11 protein-coding genes are annotated in these 16000 nt (G+C 41.7%); 10 read left to right on the forward strand and 1 reads right to left on the reverse strand.

What is annotated here, in order from left to right:
- The 9 genes from traF (at position 1) to G468_RS0109140 (ending at position 14502) form a co-directional block, all read left to right on the forward strand.
- Positions 1 to 528 (forward strand): conjugal transfer protein TraF, encoded by a 528-nt coding sequence (gene traF, locus G468_RS0109100; RefSeq protein ID WP_026822861.1) that lies wholly within the window; start codon positions 1 to 3, stop codon positions 526 to 528.
- On the forward strand, positions 525 to 1883 hold the full coding sequence (locus G468_RS0109105) for a conjugal transfer protein TraH (protein ID WP_034249636.1): 1359 nt from the start codon (positions 525 to 527) through the stop codon (positions 1881 to 1883). The genes traF and G468_RS0109105 overlap by 4 nt, the downstream gene beginning before the upstream one ends.
- 2 nt (positions 1884 to 1885) lie before the next feature.
- Entirely contained in the window at positions 1886 to 4666 is a 2781-nt protein-coding gene (gene traG / locus G468_RS0109110; RefSeq protein ID WP_026822863.1) for a conjugal transfer mating-pair stabilization protein TraG, read from the forward strand.
- A complete protein-coding gene (locus tag G468_RS0109115; protein ID WP_026822864.1) occupies positions 4663 to 5310 on the forward strand; it encodes a hypothetical protein in 648 nt (215 codons plus the stop codon). Before traG ends, G468_RS0109115 begins: the two co-directional genes overlap by 4 nt.
- A 90-nt stretch (positions 5311 to 5400) precedes the next feature.
- Positions 5401 to 6141 (forward strand): complement resistance protein TraT, encoded by a 741-nt coding sequence (traT, locus tag G468_RS0109120; RefSeq protein ID WP_026822865.1) that lies wholly within the window; start codon positions 5401 to 5403, stop codon positions 6139 to 6141.
- A gap of 83 nt (positions 6142 to 6224) precedes the next feature.
- Positions 6225 to 8282, forward strand: a complete 2058-nt coding sequence (traD, locus tag G468_RS20310; RefSeq protein ID WP_051297015.1) for a type IV conjugative transfer system coupling protein TraD — start codon at positions 6225 to 6227, stop codon at positions 8280 to 8282.
- A gap of 3 nt (positions 8283 to 8285) precedes the next feature.
- The gene (gene mobF, locus G468_RS0109130; RefSeq protein ID WP_026822866.1) at positions 8286 to 13190 is read left to right on the forward strand and encodes a MobF family relaxase; all 4905 of its coding nucleotides are present in this window, start codon (positions 8286 to 8288) and stop codon (positions 13188 to 13190) included.
- A gap of 89 nt (positions 13191 to 13279) precedes the next feature.
- Positions 13280 to 13939, forward strand: coding sequence for a DUF2076 domain-containing protein (locus tag G468_RS0109135; protein WP_026822867.1), 660 nt, complete (start codon positions 13280 to 13282; stop codon positions 13937 to 13939).
- A 74-nt stretch (positions 13940 to 14013) separates the two neighbouring features.
- On the forward strand, positions 14014 to 14502 hold the full coding sequence (locus tag G468_RS0109140; protein ID WP_026822868.1) for an Hsp20 family protein: 489 nt from the start codon (positions 14014 to 14016) through the stop codon (positions 14500 to 14502).
- A 48-nt stretch (positions 14503 to 14550) separates the two neighbouring features.
- Here the strand turns inward: G468_RS0109140 and G468_RS0109145 are convergent, their stop codons facing one another.
- Positions 14551 to 14946 carry a relaxosome protein TraM gene (locus G468_RS0109145; protein WP_026822869.1) on the reverse strand — a complete coding sequence of 132 codons (396 nt, stop codon included), beginning with the start codon at positions 14944 to 14946 and terminating at the stop codon, positions 14551 to 14553.
- 484 nt (positions 14947 to 15430) lie between these two features.
- Here G468_RS0109145 and G468_RS20315 point away from each other — a divergent pair, with 484 nt between their 5' ends.
- Positions 15431 to 15919: a lytic transglycosylase domain-containing protein gene (locus G468_RS20315; RefSeq protein ID WP_051297016.1), complete on the forward strand. Its 489-nt coding sequence runs from the start codon at positions 15431 to 15433 to the stop codon at positions 15917 to 15919.
- Positions 15920 to 16000 lie beyond the last annotated feature (81 nt).

Here is a 16000-nt window from a genome sequence, read left to right on the forward strand (position 1 = left end):
ATGAAAACACTATTTGCTTTTTTTGTGCTGCTTTTTGTCATTCCCGCCAATGCTGGCGTGATTGATGAAATCGCTGCGCTCGAAAAACACAAGACGATGACCAAGAATAACTCAACGCAACCGCGAGCAGCGCCCAAAGTGAAATCTCAGACCTTTCGCTTATCAACCGGTCAGGTGCTTAATATCACTCACTGGCAAATCGTGCATTTTATGAAATCCGATTGTCAATATTGCCGGCAGTTTAACCCTGTGCTGAATAGCGTCGCGCAGCAACTGGGTATTCCGGTTTTTGTCTACAGTTTTGACGGACTCGGTGATAGCACCTTTAGTAACGTATTACCGGTAACCCCGGATGTGATAAGTGAGTTTTTCCCTGAATTACCGCAGGTGACGCCAACGGATTTTATTGTTAACACCCAAACGCTGGTCGCTATTCCGGTTTCGCAAGGCATGCTGAGCGCAGAAATGTTTGTTAACCGACTGGAACAGTCTTTTGGGCTGGCCGAAAAACTGGGGGTATTGCAATGAAAAACCGCAATCCAATAATCGCCCTAATGCTGTTTTGTGCCACAACGCATGCCGGTATCAATGAAGATTTAAACAAATTTTTTCAGGAGCTCAATAGCGGCAGTGGCGCAAATGTCACGCAAGCAGCGGCGTGGCAGGGACAGGCAGCCGGTTATCTCACGGGTGGCTCGCTGTTTCTACGCAATCCCGTCAGACAAATCCAGCTTATCTCGGTCACCTTACCCGAAGTGAAATCCGGTTGCGGGGGCATCGATGCTTATCTGGGGTCATTTAGCTTCATTAACTCCGACCAGATAAAAGTGATGGCGAAACAGATTTTAAGTAATGCCGCCGGTTACGCCTTTGACCTGGCGTTAGAAACCGCACTACCGCAAGTTAAGGCGGTCAAGGATTATTTACAGAAATTGGCGACCGATATTAACAACACCAATATCTCCACCTGTCAGGCGGCACAAGGCATTGTTGGTGGGCTATGGCCAAAATCACAAGCGGCCAGCCAGCACGTCTGTCAGGACATTGCGGGTAACCATAGCGTTTTTGCCGATTGGGCAGCGTCCCGTCAAGGCTGTGGCGTGGGTAATGAAACCAATAAGGTATTTAACCACGCCAATGACGAAGAGAAAAAGCGCATACCGCGCAATCGGAACTTAACCTGGAGTGCGTTTGAGAAAATTAACCAGTTCATCAGTAGTGACAGGGAATTAAAGGAGCTGATGATGTCGCTGGTCGGCACCGTGATTTATGGCAATCTGGGAGAATTGTCGGTGTTGCCAGGACTAGGCGCAAGTGACAGTGTAATGAACGCGATTCTAAAAGGTGGCACAACGGAGGTGTATCGTTGTGACGATGTCACGCAATGCCTAAAGCCCACGAAGAGCAAAATCACAGTGACCGCCAGCCATGGCATGATAGCACAAATCCAAAAGTTGTTGTCAATCCTGTTTAAAAAATCCACCACCGATGCGGCGTTAACCGATAAGGAAACGGCCTTGATTGGCAGTACCCGCGTCCAAATCCTGCGCTATGTGATTGACAGTGCCTCACTCAGTCTTGATGAATCGATAGTCACATCGCTGGCCGAATACATCGCCAGCGACATGGTGGTGAGCTATATCGATGGCCTGATTGATTTGGTGGAGGTGGCAGGTGCGGGGAGCCTGAATACCGAAGAGGAAAACAAACAGTTTCAAAATAGCCTGAAAACCGTGCGCGAGAAAATGGCGCAGCGCTTAACCAAAATGCGGATTAATCAAAGTCATCTACTGGAGCTTGAGCGCAATTTGCACTATTTGCGACAGCAACTCTCATCAGGGTTGTCTGACCGGTTGATGAGCAACTATCAGTTTGGAGGGTAAAGATGGTATTAGATACCTGGTTTATCAGTGGCGGCGATATGGTGACCCAAACCTTGAATGCAGTGGCCGCCATGGTTAATCACCGCACCTGGGGTGGGCTACTGTATCTGGCGGAAACGCTCGGCATTTTAACCTGCGTCATGACGTACGTTAAAACCCATGACTTAAAAGGGCTTTTTGCCTGGGGATTCACCTTCGTTTGTGTGACGGCATTATTGCTGACACCGAAAGTCACGGTAGTAGTCAACGACCTGACGAGACCCGATAAAATCAATCGGGTGGATAATGTGCCAGTAGGATTAGCCACCCCACTTTGGTTGTTAACAGGTATCGGACATTCAGCGGCCATCTTTTATGATGATTTTTTTCATCTGCCAGAGAGTGTCGCCTACAGCAAAACCGGCTTGATGTTTGGCCAGAAATTGATGCAGGAATCATTAACCTTTCACAGTCACAGCCCTGAGATTAATGCCAATTTCAGTGAATACGTGAAAAACTGTGTTATCCCCGATATCCAGCTAAACCACAAATACAGCTTAAGCCAGTTACTCAATACCCGCGATATTTATAGTCTGATTTTCTCAAAACCTAGCCCCTTAAGAGGCATTTATTATCAGGGCTGGGAAGCTGAAAACACCGAAGGCGCACGCAGTCAGTTTATGACCTGTCAGCAAGCGACGGTGAAACTTAAAGCCCTGCTTAATCTGGATACCACCGGCACCGGCAGCACGCTGATGTTTTATGCCAGAAAGCTCTTTCCAGGCCGCCACGATGCCTCGGTGGTATTACCGCATATGCTCGAAGGCAGCTATAACTACTTTATGAAAGCGAGCCAAAGTGCCGCCGATATTTTAAAACAGAACATCATGATAGCGGGCTTAAGAAAAGGCTTTAACGCCTACGCAGCCGCCATGAATGACCCCGCGGGGTTAAATCTCATTACCACCGAGCAATCGTTGGCAAAAATGCGCTTATCCCATCAGGCCAGTTATCATCTGGCCAGTGAAATGTTACCACAACTCAATACCGTGTTGATGCTGTTGTGTATTTCGCTCTTTCCGATTATGGCCTTAGCGCTTTTTGTGCGAGAAATAACGTATAAGGTGATAATTAATTATCTGAACATCATGGGCAGTCTGATGTTATGGCCTGTGATGTTTGCTATCTTTAATCATGTTTATAATTTCATGATGGCAACCACGCTAAATGGCGAAAATGTGACGTTTTCTAATCTGGACAGACTCACCCAGACCGGCAGCACCACGGCAGGGATTGCCGGCTGGATGATGATGTCTATTCCGTTTTTAAGCTTTAAACTCTTCACCTCCCTCGGACAACAGATTGCCAGTGCCGGCTCCTATCTGGGTAATGCTCTGGCAGGGGCAACGACTGCCGATGCATCAGCGGTAGCAAGTGGCAATTACAACATGGCCAATATGCAGGTGGAAAATATTAACGGCTTTAAAACCGATTTAAACCGCAGTTACAAAGCCGGACTCTCCAGCCAGCAAATCGATAACGGGGCGATGATTAGCACCACCCAAAATGGTCAGCATATTGTCGATACCACACAAGCTATCTCAAAACTGCCGTTTAGTCTGGATACCAGTTCGATGCTCGATACCAGTTTCAGTAAAGCGTTAAGCAGTCAACACCGCGAGACCGAAAGTTATCATCAGGGATTAAAAAGTGCCATTAATGATACCTACAATATTTCAACGGCACTCAGTAATCAGTTTAGCAAACAAGGATCACAAGATAGCAAATTATCCAGTGAACAACGCCAAGCGATTGAAGATGTTCAACGACAATCCCAATACGCAAAAGAAGCCATGTCTTCAACTAACAGTACAGCGAGAGAATATAAAACTTCAACAGAGAGTGCTGATATTGTCGATGCTGGCGGCTCCATTAGCATTGGATTAGGAAAAGCCAGTCTTAAATCCGGATATGATCATCGATGGACAGACACAAACACTGATTCTGCTTCAAAAAGCAATAAAACCAGCGAAGATATGCAATCTGCAAAAGATTTTGCATCGAGTCAATCCGCAACCGTTATTAAGAACATGACAGATGATGACATTAGTCGTATATCTAATTCAGAAACGCGTTCTCTAGTGAGAGATCTAAGAGCCTCACTGCAAAATACCAGCGAAAATTTCGCCGGATTTACCGCCAGTCAAACCAAAGAGCAAAGTATCTCAGAGCAAGCCAATTTAACCGAAACAGAACGTTTAAGTGCTTCACATCGCCTGGAGCAGGAGTTTACCCAGTTCGCGTATTCGCGTTTAGGTGAAGCTGAGGCAGGTCGTGTATTAACGGATGCGGGGTCACCAGAAGTTAGAGCACAACGTGAAGCACTGGTAAGCGAGTTTAGCGATCGGATCGCCGATGATATACGCCATAATCATTTTGCAAACCAAGCAGTAGTCACCAGTCATTACCATAGTATGCAGGTTTCGCATGATGCCAGCCAATATAATCCAGCCGGCTTTAATCAAAGTGCAGCGCAATTAGAAAAGCAAGCCGATAAAGGCCGGATCCAAAAACATAAGTCAATAATTAACCCTGAGACCGGTGAAAGTAATCAAGTCAGTCTGCTTGAATCTGCCGAGGCTAATACCGGCGAATATGCGAAAGCGATACGGGCAGAGAAAACCGATTTTGGGCATCAGGTGGCACCCACTCAGGATAAAATAATCGCTAATGAGAAAGCGATAAATAAGGAAAAATCCGCTAATATTAAAAGGTACGAAGAGAAAGGAGGGAAATCCCAATGAAATTCTTTTCATTTGTTATTATGATGGTGATCCTTGAGGTGTTATTTTTGTTTTATTTTAAACAAACTTCCTCCATGGTAGCCATGAGCGTCATTAATATGGGTGCTTTATGCTGCTTTTTTTCAAAAAACTGGCGCATCACCCCAAAAATCTATAAAACCCTTGTTGTTTTAGCGTTTATTATCGGTAATATTTTCACTTTGATCAGAGAAATTATTGAAGGCAATGAATCTTCAGAGATCGTTTACTTCGCGATTATAATTTCTGCGTTAATTAACTTCTTCTTCACCTCTGCAATTGCCTTTCCGCATTTATCCGGTGCGCCTAATAAAAGCTTTAATTCATCACATGACTTTTCTCCTTTCAATAATGAAACCTCAAGCAGTAATCTTTTTGATGATGATATCACTGATAGATTAGATACTAATCCAGCTACAGGGCTATCCATGAGTGGATGTGGTTCAGATTGTGCTGGAAATATGTATGGTTCTGGCAGTTATGATATAGGAGGATCCTTATCTTCCTATTCGTTTGATAGTTCTTATGATGACTCTTCTTCACATAATTCATATAACCATTATGACAATGATTTCAGCACGACAAGCGGGTTCGATCATGATGACTATAGCCGTCGTGATAGTTAATCCTTAGATAATCCTTTTTTATCAGAACGTTACTTGAACAGGATTCTGTTCAAGTAATCTCTTATACCTTTAACATGGAGTTTTTATAAAATGGCACACCCTTTTAAGCGTTTATTGCTGGTTACTTTAATATCGACATCTGTGGCTATAACAGGCTGTAGTGCGGTCAGTACGGCAGTGAAAAAACGCAATCTTGAAGTAAAAACCCAAATGAGTGAAACCATTTGGTTAGATCCGGCTTCACAGAAAACCGTTTACTTGCAAATCAAAAATACGTCCGATAAAGAGATGTCAGATTTAGCGAGCTTAATTAAAAAAGCGGTTGAAGCGAAAGGCTATACGGTCGTGAATAATCCCAATGCCGCCTATTACTGGATACAGGCCAATGTCTTAAAAGCCGATAAAATGGATTTAAGAGATGCCCAACGCTTTTTATCGCAAGGTTATGAAGGTGCTGCCCTCGGCGCAGCGGTAGGCGCAAGTGCCATGGCTTATAACGTCGACTCTACCGGCGGCGCATTAGGCGTGGGATTGGCCGCAGGGCTGATTGGCGCAGCAGCGGATGCCATGGTGGAAGATGTGAATTACACCATGATAACGGATTTGCAGATTAGCGCATTAAGCAAAAACAATAATGTAACGGTCAATGATACCGCACGTCTTAAACAAGGTACCTCCGGTTCTCAATTGCAGACCAGCACCGAAACCACCAACCGCCATAAATACCAGACGCGGATTGTGTCCAATGCCAACAAAGTCAACCTGAAATTTGAAGAGGCGAAACCGGAACTGGAAAACCAGTTAGCCAAAAGTATCGCCAATATTCTTTAATTTCTCTCAAAATAATAAGCCCAGTTAACTTAACGCTTTTTCGATAACGAATTGGGCTTCCTCTCGCTAAGGAACGTTTGATTATGAGTCTTGATGCCAGAAACATGACCCAGGGTGGTCAGGTAATTAAATACATGGTGGCGATGTTTATGCAGATAGCCAATATCGTGGCGTTCTGGGTGATTATCGCTACGGTGATGGTCTTTTTTGCCACCATCGCCGTTCAAATCCCGCTTGAGAAGATGATACACGGGTTAGCTTACTGGGCAATAGACAAACTGGTTATTCCGCTACAGGAAGCGATTGGCACCAGTGAAGGTGGCACCTTCACCTTTCACTGGTTAAACCCAAGAACCGGTCAGGTGATTGAATTTGAGAAAACCGCCCGCGAGGTACGCCTCGATAGGTACTTTATTTATTGCTATGTCTTATTGAAAGAAGCGGCATTTTGGGCATGGGGAGTCGCTTCCTTTACCTTTGTTGGCCTGATTGTTGCGGTGTTCTGGTGGTTAGGCAAAAAAGGCGCCCAGCAGCGAAAAAATGAGATTATCGGTGGTCGCTATCTGGCAAATTCGGTAAAAGAGATTAATCAGTTTTTAAAAGCCAAAGGCAAACTCTCATCGCTAAAAATCGGCGATTTACACCTGGTTGAAAACAGCGAACAACAAAATATTGGACTGCATGGCACCGTGGGAACAGGGAAAAGTACCGTCATTAATGACCTGTTAACGCAGGTAAGAAAACAGCGGAAAAGAGCGATTGTCTACGATAAAGGCAATAACTTTATCCCGCTTTTTTATCGGGAAGGCAAGGACATTATCTTAAATCCAATGGATGCACGTTGCCCGAACTGGGATTTATGGCGTGAGTGCCAAGACCGCGCCGATTTTGAAACCTTTGCGCTGCCCTTATTCCCCGATGCCAAAAGCGGTGACCCTTTCTGGCTCATGTCTGCTCGCCTGTTGTTTGTTGCCACCGCAGAGCATATGCGCTCACATCCTGACCGTTCGATTAAAAAATTATTACAGCGGTTATTGTCCATTTCGCTGGCTGAATTGCATGATTTTGTACAGGGCACCGATGCCGCTAATTTAGTCGATGGCAGTATAGAAAAAACCGCCATGACCATTCGTACCGTCTTAAGTGCTTATGTCAAAGCCTTGCGCTACTGTCAGGGATTGGAAAAAGAAAGCAAGCCCCCTTTCTCCATTCGGGAATGGGTGCAAAATGCCAATGAAGATGCCTGGATTTTCATCTCCAGTGATGGTCGCTTACATACTGCCTTAAAACCGTTAATCAGCACCTGGCTCAATCTCACCATGCAATCCGTGCTGGCGTTAACACCGAGCAGAGAAAGTCGTATCTGGACAGTGTTAGATGAGTTGCCAAGTCTTCATAAGCTGCCGGTCATTAGCGATTATCTCTCCGAAGCGCGTAAATTTGGTGGGGCAACCCTTATCGGTATTCAAAACTTCTCGCAACTAGAAGCGAACTATGGCGCTCATGACGCTCGCAATATATGGGATTTGGCGAATACCAGCCTCTATTTCCGTGCCCCCAGTGGCAGTGTGGCGGAGTGGGTACAAAAAGAACTGGGAGAAACCCGTTTACTTAAATTCCGCGACCAGTATAGCTATGGGGTCGATACTATTCGGGATGGCGTGAACTTCTCCAAAGAAGATACCCGTGAAAAAATTGTCAGCTTCTCTGATATTCAGAATTTGGATGATTTGGAGTGCTTTGTCTCGCTCCGCGGGAATGTGCCGATTGTCAAACTCACGCTGGAACACAAACCGTATGAAACGATTGCCGCAGGGAAAATTGAGCGCGATGTATCAGCAGTTTTTGATAATCAGATTGAGCAGGAACTGAATAAATCGGGAATTGAAAATAAAGTGGATAAATTGGTCACCGGTCGGCGTAATCAATCAAACCAAAGCAATCAAAATCAGACCAACAACCCACAGACGATGGAAATAACACCTCCTGAACAGACCCATTATGTTGAGCCGGTTAATTATTATGGCACCGCAAAAACCGGCAAACCGGTATTAGAAGCAGAAGAGAATAACTTGGATAACCCAGCACAGGAGACAAACAACAACCTAAGACATGAAAAAAGCACCGATAAGGAGGTTTAGCTTATGCTGTCGGTCAAAAATCTCACCAGTGGCGGCGCTTCCGCCAGTGCCAACTATTATGAGGAAAAGGATAACTATTACTTTGTCGGTGAAGAAGGCACTGGGTGGTTTGGTAAAGGCGCTGAGCGGTTAGGATTAACCGGCACGGTGGATAGAAACACCTTTGAGCAGATGCTGGAAGGGAAACTACCGGATGGTACGCAGTTAAGCTTTAATAAAACGGGTAAGAATCAGCATCGACCAGGCTATGATTTAACCTTTTCCGCGCCCAAAAGTGTTTCGGTATTAGCCTTGGTTGAAGGCAATACTGCGGTGCTTGATGCACATAAAAAGGCGGTGGCATCAGCCCTCAAAGAGATTGAAAATATAAGCTCAACCCGCACAATGACAAAAGGGGTCACACAAACGGAAATGACCAGCAATACAATTGCTGCCCTTTTTATGCATACCACTAATCGCAATCTCGACCCTAATTTACATACCCATGCCTTATTAATCAATGCCACCTGGTCAGATAAGAAAGGCTGGAAAACACTGTCATCAGATACCATCAATCGTAATGGATTTAACGAAATTATCCGCGATTTACAGATTACTTTTGGGTCTATTTATCGCCAGCACCTAAAAGAAAGTTTGCAGAAACAGGGGTATTCGTTTATTTCAACGGGGAAAAATGGCCTATGGGAAATAGAAGGCGTACCAACTGAACCTTTTTCATCTAGGCGCAAAGAGGTTGTCGAGGCGGTAGGCGAAACGGCTTCCGCTAAACAAAAGAGTGCCGCCGTGTTAGCGACCCGTAAAGCAAAAACCTTTACCAATGTTGAGACACTCCATAAAGAATGGCAAGCAAGGCTGGCGAAGACGGGATATTCAGCGGATAACGTGAAAAAAGCAGAAAACCTCAACCCATCTACGCCTATGGTTAACCTAAAAGAGGCTATCTCACAATCCATTAAGGTACTATCGGATAAAAACACCCGATTTTCCTATGATGCCTTATTAACCCATGTCATTAATCGCATCCCTTGCCAGCCGAAAGTATTAGAAACATTACGCAAGGAAATTAACCAGGCGATTAAACAAGGGAGTATCGTACCGCTTAATTCAGAAAGCACGCTGTTAACCACAGAAAACCACCTTAAACAGGAAAATGCGGTCAGCACGTTAATTCATCAGTTGCGGTACAGTAAACATGAATTAACAACAGCACAGGAAAGCGCGTTAGCAAAAAATATTACCCAAAACAATGTCAGATTTAATCTGGTTAATCTTAAAGGCGGGTTTACCCATGAAATTCAGGTTATCGAGGAACTTCATGGCTTGGCCAAAGAAAATAAGTTAAATACCGTGATTATTACGCCGAATAAAAAAATCAGCGATAAATTACAGGAACAGGTCAATAAGAAAGTAAAAACCATCAGCATTGATGACTATTTAAATGCCCCCCATAAAAATAACAATAAACGGCAATTAATCGGAATTTACCAGTCTGAACACTTACCCCTTAACAAAGTTGCGGCATTACTTAGTCGGTCATATACCGAGGGCGATACGATTATTGCATTGGATAGTGCCAGCCGTAAAAACAAAGGACTGACCAGTGAAATCGCCCGCGCACTCGGCACCGAACCGATTAACGCTTTTGAATCCAATGCCGATAAACATCTCTATTTTGTCCCTGAACAGGACAAAACGAGTAGAATACAGACCGCCGCTAATCATTTTGCTAACTTTTATGCTTTAAATAAGGATGTCATCATTCAGGCAGGAAATAACCCAACAAAAGAAGCAATAACCACCAAAACCCGTGAGGTTTTAATCGAAAAAGGATTGCTGTCTGAAAATAAGATGGTAGTGGCTACCAAAAAATCGATATTTTTAGATGCAGCCAACCGCAATCAGCGTAGCACCTATAACATCGGCATGATACTTGAGCGCACCACAGAAAATGAACGGCAGCAATATCAGATAAAAAGTATTAGCAAACAAAGTAATAAACTCCTATTGCAAGATAGTGCGGGTAACACCTCCGCCCTTTCAATTAATAAAATTGATAGTCACTACCGTCTCTTCAAGGTACAGGAGATGGAATTAAGAGAAGGTGATAGAGTCAAATCAACTGGCGTGTTCGGCCAAAATATCCAGGCGGGTAAAACCTTTACCATTACCGAGCTAAAAAAAGGCAATTTTTTATTTGCCGATAAAATCATCATGGAAGATGAATACGGCAAAAAAGCGTCATTCACCCCAAAAGCCGATAGCAAACTGGAATACCACTACTGTGAAGCGTTTGGGAATAGCCTTGATAAAAATCAAACCGTGATTGCGGTATTTAACGAAAAAGAGGTCAATAATTTGACCATCAATCAGATAAGACGCAGTGGAAAGAATATTATCGGTATAACCGGTTTGGATAGCGATAGCATCCAAAAACGGTTACAACAAAGTGAAATTAGCACCACCGTGCTCTCTGATATTCAGCAAGGTGACGAATCATTTTTGAAAGCGGCCGAGGTTGCTAAAAATAATGCCACCCCTGATATCCAAAAACAACTGAACATCGCCATTGACCGGCGGACAAAATCAAGTATGGTTTTTAATAGCCTGGATGTTATTACCGATGCAGCAAAATCCAGTAATTTTACGTTTAATGATTGCATAAACGCTTTTAAACAACGCCTAAAAAAAGGCGAAGTGAAATGCGTGGATGAAACAACGCACGAGTTTTATGGGCGCTTTATTCGCAAAGAAGATTTTGATAATGAGGTCAAAATCCTCACGCAGATTTTACAGGGCAAAAACAGTCAATTACCGTTAATCCAGAATAAAGAAAAACTGCATTTTACCGGATTAACCCAAGGTCAACAAAAAGCCGCCAAACTCGTTTTAACTTCAAAAGACCAGACGATCATGATACAAGGTTATGCGGGGGTCGGGAAAACCACTCAATTTAAAACGGTAGCACAAGCACTTAACGATAATCGACCCGACGTGAATATCGTCGGCCTCGCACCCACCCATAAAGCCGTCAATGAATTACAGGCAGCGGGCATAAAATCCCAAACTATTGCCAGTTTCCTGATGGAAAAGCACCAGAACAACCTCAAAACATCGTATAAAAATACCTTGTTTGTGATTGATGAAAGCTCGATGATTGGCAATAAAACCCTGGCAGAATTACTACTTAACATCACGGATAATGCAGGAAGAGTCGTCCTCTCAGGGGATGCAAAACAGCTAAAAGCCTTCGAGCGGGGTGCCCCTTTTGCCCTTGCTTGGCAACGAAGTGCCGCCGATAAAGTGGTAATGGACGAAATCGTCAGACAAACCCCCGAATTAAAACCCGCTATTGAGGCAATCATTGCCGGAAACACACAAAAATCATTGGATATTATTCGTCAGGTTTCCCCTGACCGGGTAGCAAGGAATAATGGCGCTTTTATCCCCGAAAGCGCAATCATGAAGGGGGATTCATCAGGTAAACCACAGGAAAACGACAATCAAATGATAAAAATGGTGATTGATGACTATGTGGGGAGAGAGAAAGAAGCGCGTGATAACACGGTGATTATCACCCCGTTAAATGCCGATCGAAATCAGTTAAATGAAAATATTCATGCGGTGATGCAAAGTCAACAGATGCTGGGTAAATCAGCCATTATTCCTGTTTTGCAACGCATCAACCATCAGGAAGCGGATTTAAAAGATAGTCAATTTTGGCAAAACCAGTTGGGGCACATCGCAAAAATCAATCAACACTATTTTCAGATAACAGGCGTTTCAAAAGAAGGCATTGTTGGTCTGATAAATCGGGAAAATAATCAGGAGAAATACCTGTCACCGCTTGAAGTGAATCCTGCCGTCGTCGCGCTCTTTGAAGACAAAACCATTGAAGTCTCAGAGGGTGAAAAAATTCGCCTCACCACAACCGATAAAGACCGCAATATTGCCAATAACGACAGGGGCATGATAAAGCGGATTGAGGGCGATAAGCTCTATATTGAGTTAAACGGCAAGCTCGTCACCTATCAACCACAAAAAGAATACGCTGACAGACATCTGGATTACACCTATGCCATCACAAGCTATGCCTCACAAGGCGCTTCTTATCCGTATGTCATCGTCTATGAAGGCTCGCGTACCATCGCCGCAATGGATAATACCTATGTGGAATTATCCCGCGCAAAAGCTCACGTTCAGATTTATTTGCGGGATGGGGATGCCTGGATGGAAGCCCTTACAAAAAATTCCGGTGACAGATTAACCGCGCATGACATCCTGAACAAACAGGAAGACCAACTGGCTCGCAATGAAATCAGAATTTGGGATAACAGCAAAGAAATTGGTAACACAAAGCTGGCACAAAAGATAGAACCATCACTACTTGAAGTGGCCAGGTTTTCCCATCATGACCGACCAGAATTATTATTACCTGTCAACAACGAGCACGGCATTCAGCGTGGAAATCTCCATATTCCGGTTGGCGTTTATACAGGGAAAGTAAACATCGAAGAAGCCACTTACAAAGGTGCATCCGATGGCTTATATATCGTACTAAATAAGGGTAATGATGAAAACAGCATCAATCTTTATTCGTTGTCACAATTTGACGAAGCCTTAAAAAAAGATACCAAAGACCATTCGATTGTGATTGAACTCGATAATACCAATATCCCTATAAATGAAATCCCTGAAAGTTTACCGCAAGATAGAGAAATAGAAAAAATTAATGAAAATCAGGACATAACACTAGAATCGGCACTACTGCATGATGATGAGAAAATACCCGATCTTCAACTCGCAGAAGAATCTCCGACACGGGAAAAGGAAAATGAGGAAATCAATATCTCATATCATCATGAAGAAGAACAAAAACAAAAAATCAAAGAAAAAGAGTATGGAGATTAAAATGATGGCTCCGAATAATAGAAAATCACATTGAGTAATCATAATAAATTCAATAAAATAATTCCTCTTCAACCAAGAGGAAGCGTAATATGCAAGCCGAAGAAAAACAGCTTATCGAAGATCTATTTCAACGCTTGAAGCAAGCGGAGACACCCTCTAATTCTCTCGATTCAGAGGCGAATAGTCTGATTCAAACTTTGATTAAGCAACAACCCGAATCCCCTTATTTTATGGCGCAATCTATTATCATCCAAGAAGCGGCACTAAAAAGGCTTACCCAACAAGTCAAACAATTACAAGATGAAGTCATTCAATTAAAGAAGGGAGCGGAAATACAGTTAAGAAAAGGCGGTTTTCTGAGTGGCTTGATAGAAAAAATCAACCCTAGTCAACCCGTTACACCCGTAACAGAAAAACCACAACAGCAAACGCCTCAATACCAACAACCAACTAACATTTCAGGCGGTAGTAGTGGTTTTTTATCTGGTGCGCTAAAAACAGCAGCAGGAGTCGCCGGTGGTGTAATGATAGGTAATATGTTAACTAACATGTTTAATCATTCAACACCCAATGAAATTATAAATATTATTCAAGATCCGCCTGATTCAGCCAGTAACAATCATTCAACGATGAATGATAATTTCCAGCCTACCAATTTTGACACATTTGATCAAAATACAAGATTGACTAATAACGATTATTCGAATGATGACTATTCCGACGATATCAGTGGTGATGATTTTATTTAATCTCAGACTATTTTTTCAAAAAAAATTATCAGACACTTGAAAATAAAGTTAATAAGCACAAAAAGGAGGACAATATGACTTATCGTTCTTTTTCTCTTATTCCTATGCTCAGTGATAACCTGTTATCGGATAGATTTTCTCAAATGGATAAATTATTCAGCCGAATAACTGGTGAAAAACCTTTGTCAGATATTCCGGCTTACAATTTACAGAAAAAAGATAAAGAAAATCTAGAACTGACAGTAACGGTTCCTGGTTATAAACAACACGAGTTAGATATATCGGTACTGAATAATAAGCTGACCATCAGCGGAAAAAGTGAAACGGAGAAAGAAGAAGAGAGTAATGATAGCAAAACTGAAAAATGGCTACATAAAGGTATTGAAAAAAAAGGCTTTTCGATGAGTTTTGACCTTGACCATCGCATAAGGATCCAAAATGCCAATTTAGCCGATGGATTGCTAACTTTAACCTTTAATTACGAAATACCAGAAGAAGAAAAACCACAAAAAATCGCTATTGGTCAAAAGTCTCAACCAGAAGTAATTGAGCACAAAAAATAACTCTATTAAGCCCCTAATTTCAGGGGCTTTTAAATAAAAAACGTTATTTTATTTTTGTCTGAAAAAATGACTAACTTTATAATCCACTTCGTTAATTCTTTCTTTCACAGCTTGATAACCAAATGCTTTAATCATGTTATCATCAATATCCTGTGGACGCTTATGAGCAAATTCAAACATCGAATCGAGCTTTAATTCGGATTTAAGAACGGCATCAGCAATTAAAGCGAGTTTTTCATCCAAGGTAATATCCTTGCCCCCTTGTTCATTTTTTTTCTTTAAAACTCTGACACCTATTTTTAGTATTTCCAATGCAACCGCCGTCCGGTTTGCCGTAGATTTATTTTCACCATCTTTTAATTTTTCATCGACCATTTCATCGATAAAATCCATAATACTAAAAGGAATTTTCAACAGAACAGGATGATTTTTTTCGCCTTTCATTTTCAAACCTCAAAAGAAATGAATTAAATTTACATGTAATTGCGTATTACATAATTAAGTTATAACTATATTAAAATTAATTAATAACTATTTTTTATGAAAAATTTTGAGTTATATCACATTTTAAAACTATTTTTAAATTAAGTTAAAACTTAATAATAAATTAATAAAAACTTTATTTTGATGTTTTTTTATTAAAAAACATGAATTTATTTAACAAATAGCCATAACTTATTTAAAAAATATTTTTGACTTATCATTTTTATTGGTTATAAAAAAAGCTATTATCATATAAGTATCTGAAATTTAAATATAAAATTATGCAAAATTTATTTTGCGTGTGGTGTGTGAGTTAGTGGTAGAAAAAGCGGATTTGGTGAGGTAATATTGATAGTCTTTATTGGAATATCTTTAGAAAATCTTTTTGCTTTATAGGGGCGACAATATGCCGAATTGTTCTTGATTTTGAATAAAGAGCGACGTGATGAAAATTAAAAACATAATGTTATTCTTTTTTCTTGTTATCTCAAAATTATCCCTTGCCGATTGTTTTGATAAAGCCGGCAGTTATTATCAAATTGACCCCGATTATTTAAGAGCGATTGCCAGACAAGAATCAAACTTTAATCCCTATGCAAAAAACAAAAATAAAGATGGCTCGTTCGATTTAGGGGTGATGCAAATTAATAGCAAAACCTTTAACGCCATTAAAAAAGAATATCCTACATTATCTGAAAATGACTTAATCAATCATCCTTGTTTAAATATTCATATTGGGGCAATGATTTTAACTCGTAACTTTGCTACCTACGGTAAAAATTGGTTAGCCGTTGGCATGTATAATGCGGGAATGAGAAATACCAATACCTCAATTAAAAATCGTTTCCACTATGCCAATAAAATTTATCAACATTATCAGAAAATAAAATCGGGAAAACTGAATGAGGATAAAATTTACGGGTCGCTGGAATAAACAAAGTCTTAAAAATGCAATTTGTGAAGCAATTGAGGAATTACAATTTTATGACATTGAATTTCTCTCCGGCGTTAATCT

It is taken from the genome of Arsenophonus nasoniae DSM 15247, from assembly GCF_000429565.1.
GTDB classification, from domain to species: Bacteria; Pseudomonadota; Gammaproteobacteria; order Enterobacterales; family Enterobacteriaceae; genus Arsenophonus; species Arsenophonus nasoniae.

What these genes read in the sequence shown, in the direction of transcription:
- traD (WP_051297015.1), top strand. Translation starts at nt 6,225, where the DNA reads ATGAGTCTTGATGCCAGAAACATGACCCAGGGTGGTCAGGTAATTAAA.
- traT (WP_026822865.1), top strand. Translation starts at nt 5,401, where the DNA reads ATGGCACACCCTTTTAAGCGTTTATTGCTGGTTACTTTAATATCGACA.
- G468_RS0109145 (WP_026822869.1), bottom strand. Translation starts at nt 14,946, where the DNA reads ATGAAAGGCGAAAAAAATCATCCTGTTCTGTTGAAAATTCCTTTTAGT.
- G468_RS0109115 (WP_026822864.1), top strand. Translation starts at nt 4,663, where the DNA reads ATGAAATTCTTTTCATTTGTTATTATGATGGTGATCCTTGAGGTGTTA.
- traG (WP_026822863.1), top strand. Translation starts at nt 1,886, where the DNA reads ATGGTATTAGATACCTGGTTTATCAGTGGCGGCGATATGGTGACCCAA.
- traF (WP_026822861.1), top strand. Translation starts at nt 1, where the DNA reads ATGAAAACACTATTTGCTTTTTTTGTGCTGCTTTTTGTCATTCCCGCC.
- mobF (WP_026822866.1), top strand. Translation starts at nt 8,286, where the DNA reads ATGCTGTCGGTCAAAAATCTCACCAGTGGCGGCGCTTCCGCCAGTGCC.
- G468_RS0109140 (WP_026822868.1), top strand. Translation starts at nt 14,014, where the DNA reads ATGACTTATCGTTCTTTTTCTCTTATTCCTATGCTCAGTGATAACCTG.
- G468_RS0109105 (WP_034249636.1), top strand. Translation starts at nt 525, where the DNA reads ATGAAAAACCGCAATCCAATAATCGCCCTAATGCTGTTTTGTGCCACA.
- G468_RS20315 (WP_051297016.1), top strand. Translation starts at nt 15,431, where the DNA reads ATGAAAATTAAAAACATAATGTTATTCTTTTTTCTTGTTATCTCAAAA.
- G468_RS0109135 (WP_026822867.1), top strand. Translation starts at nt 13,280, where the DNA reads ATGCAAGCCGAAGAAAAACAGCTTATCGAAGATCTATTTCAACGCTTG.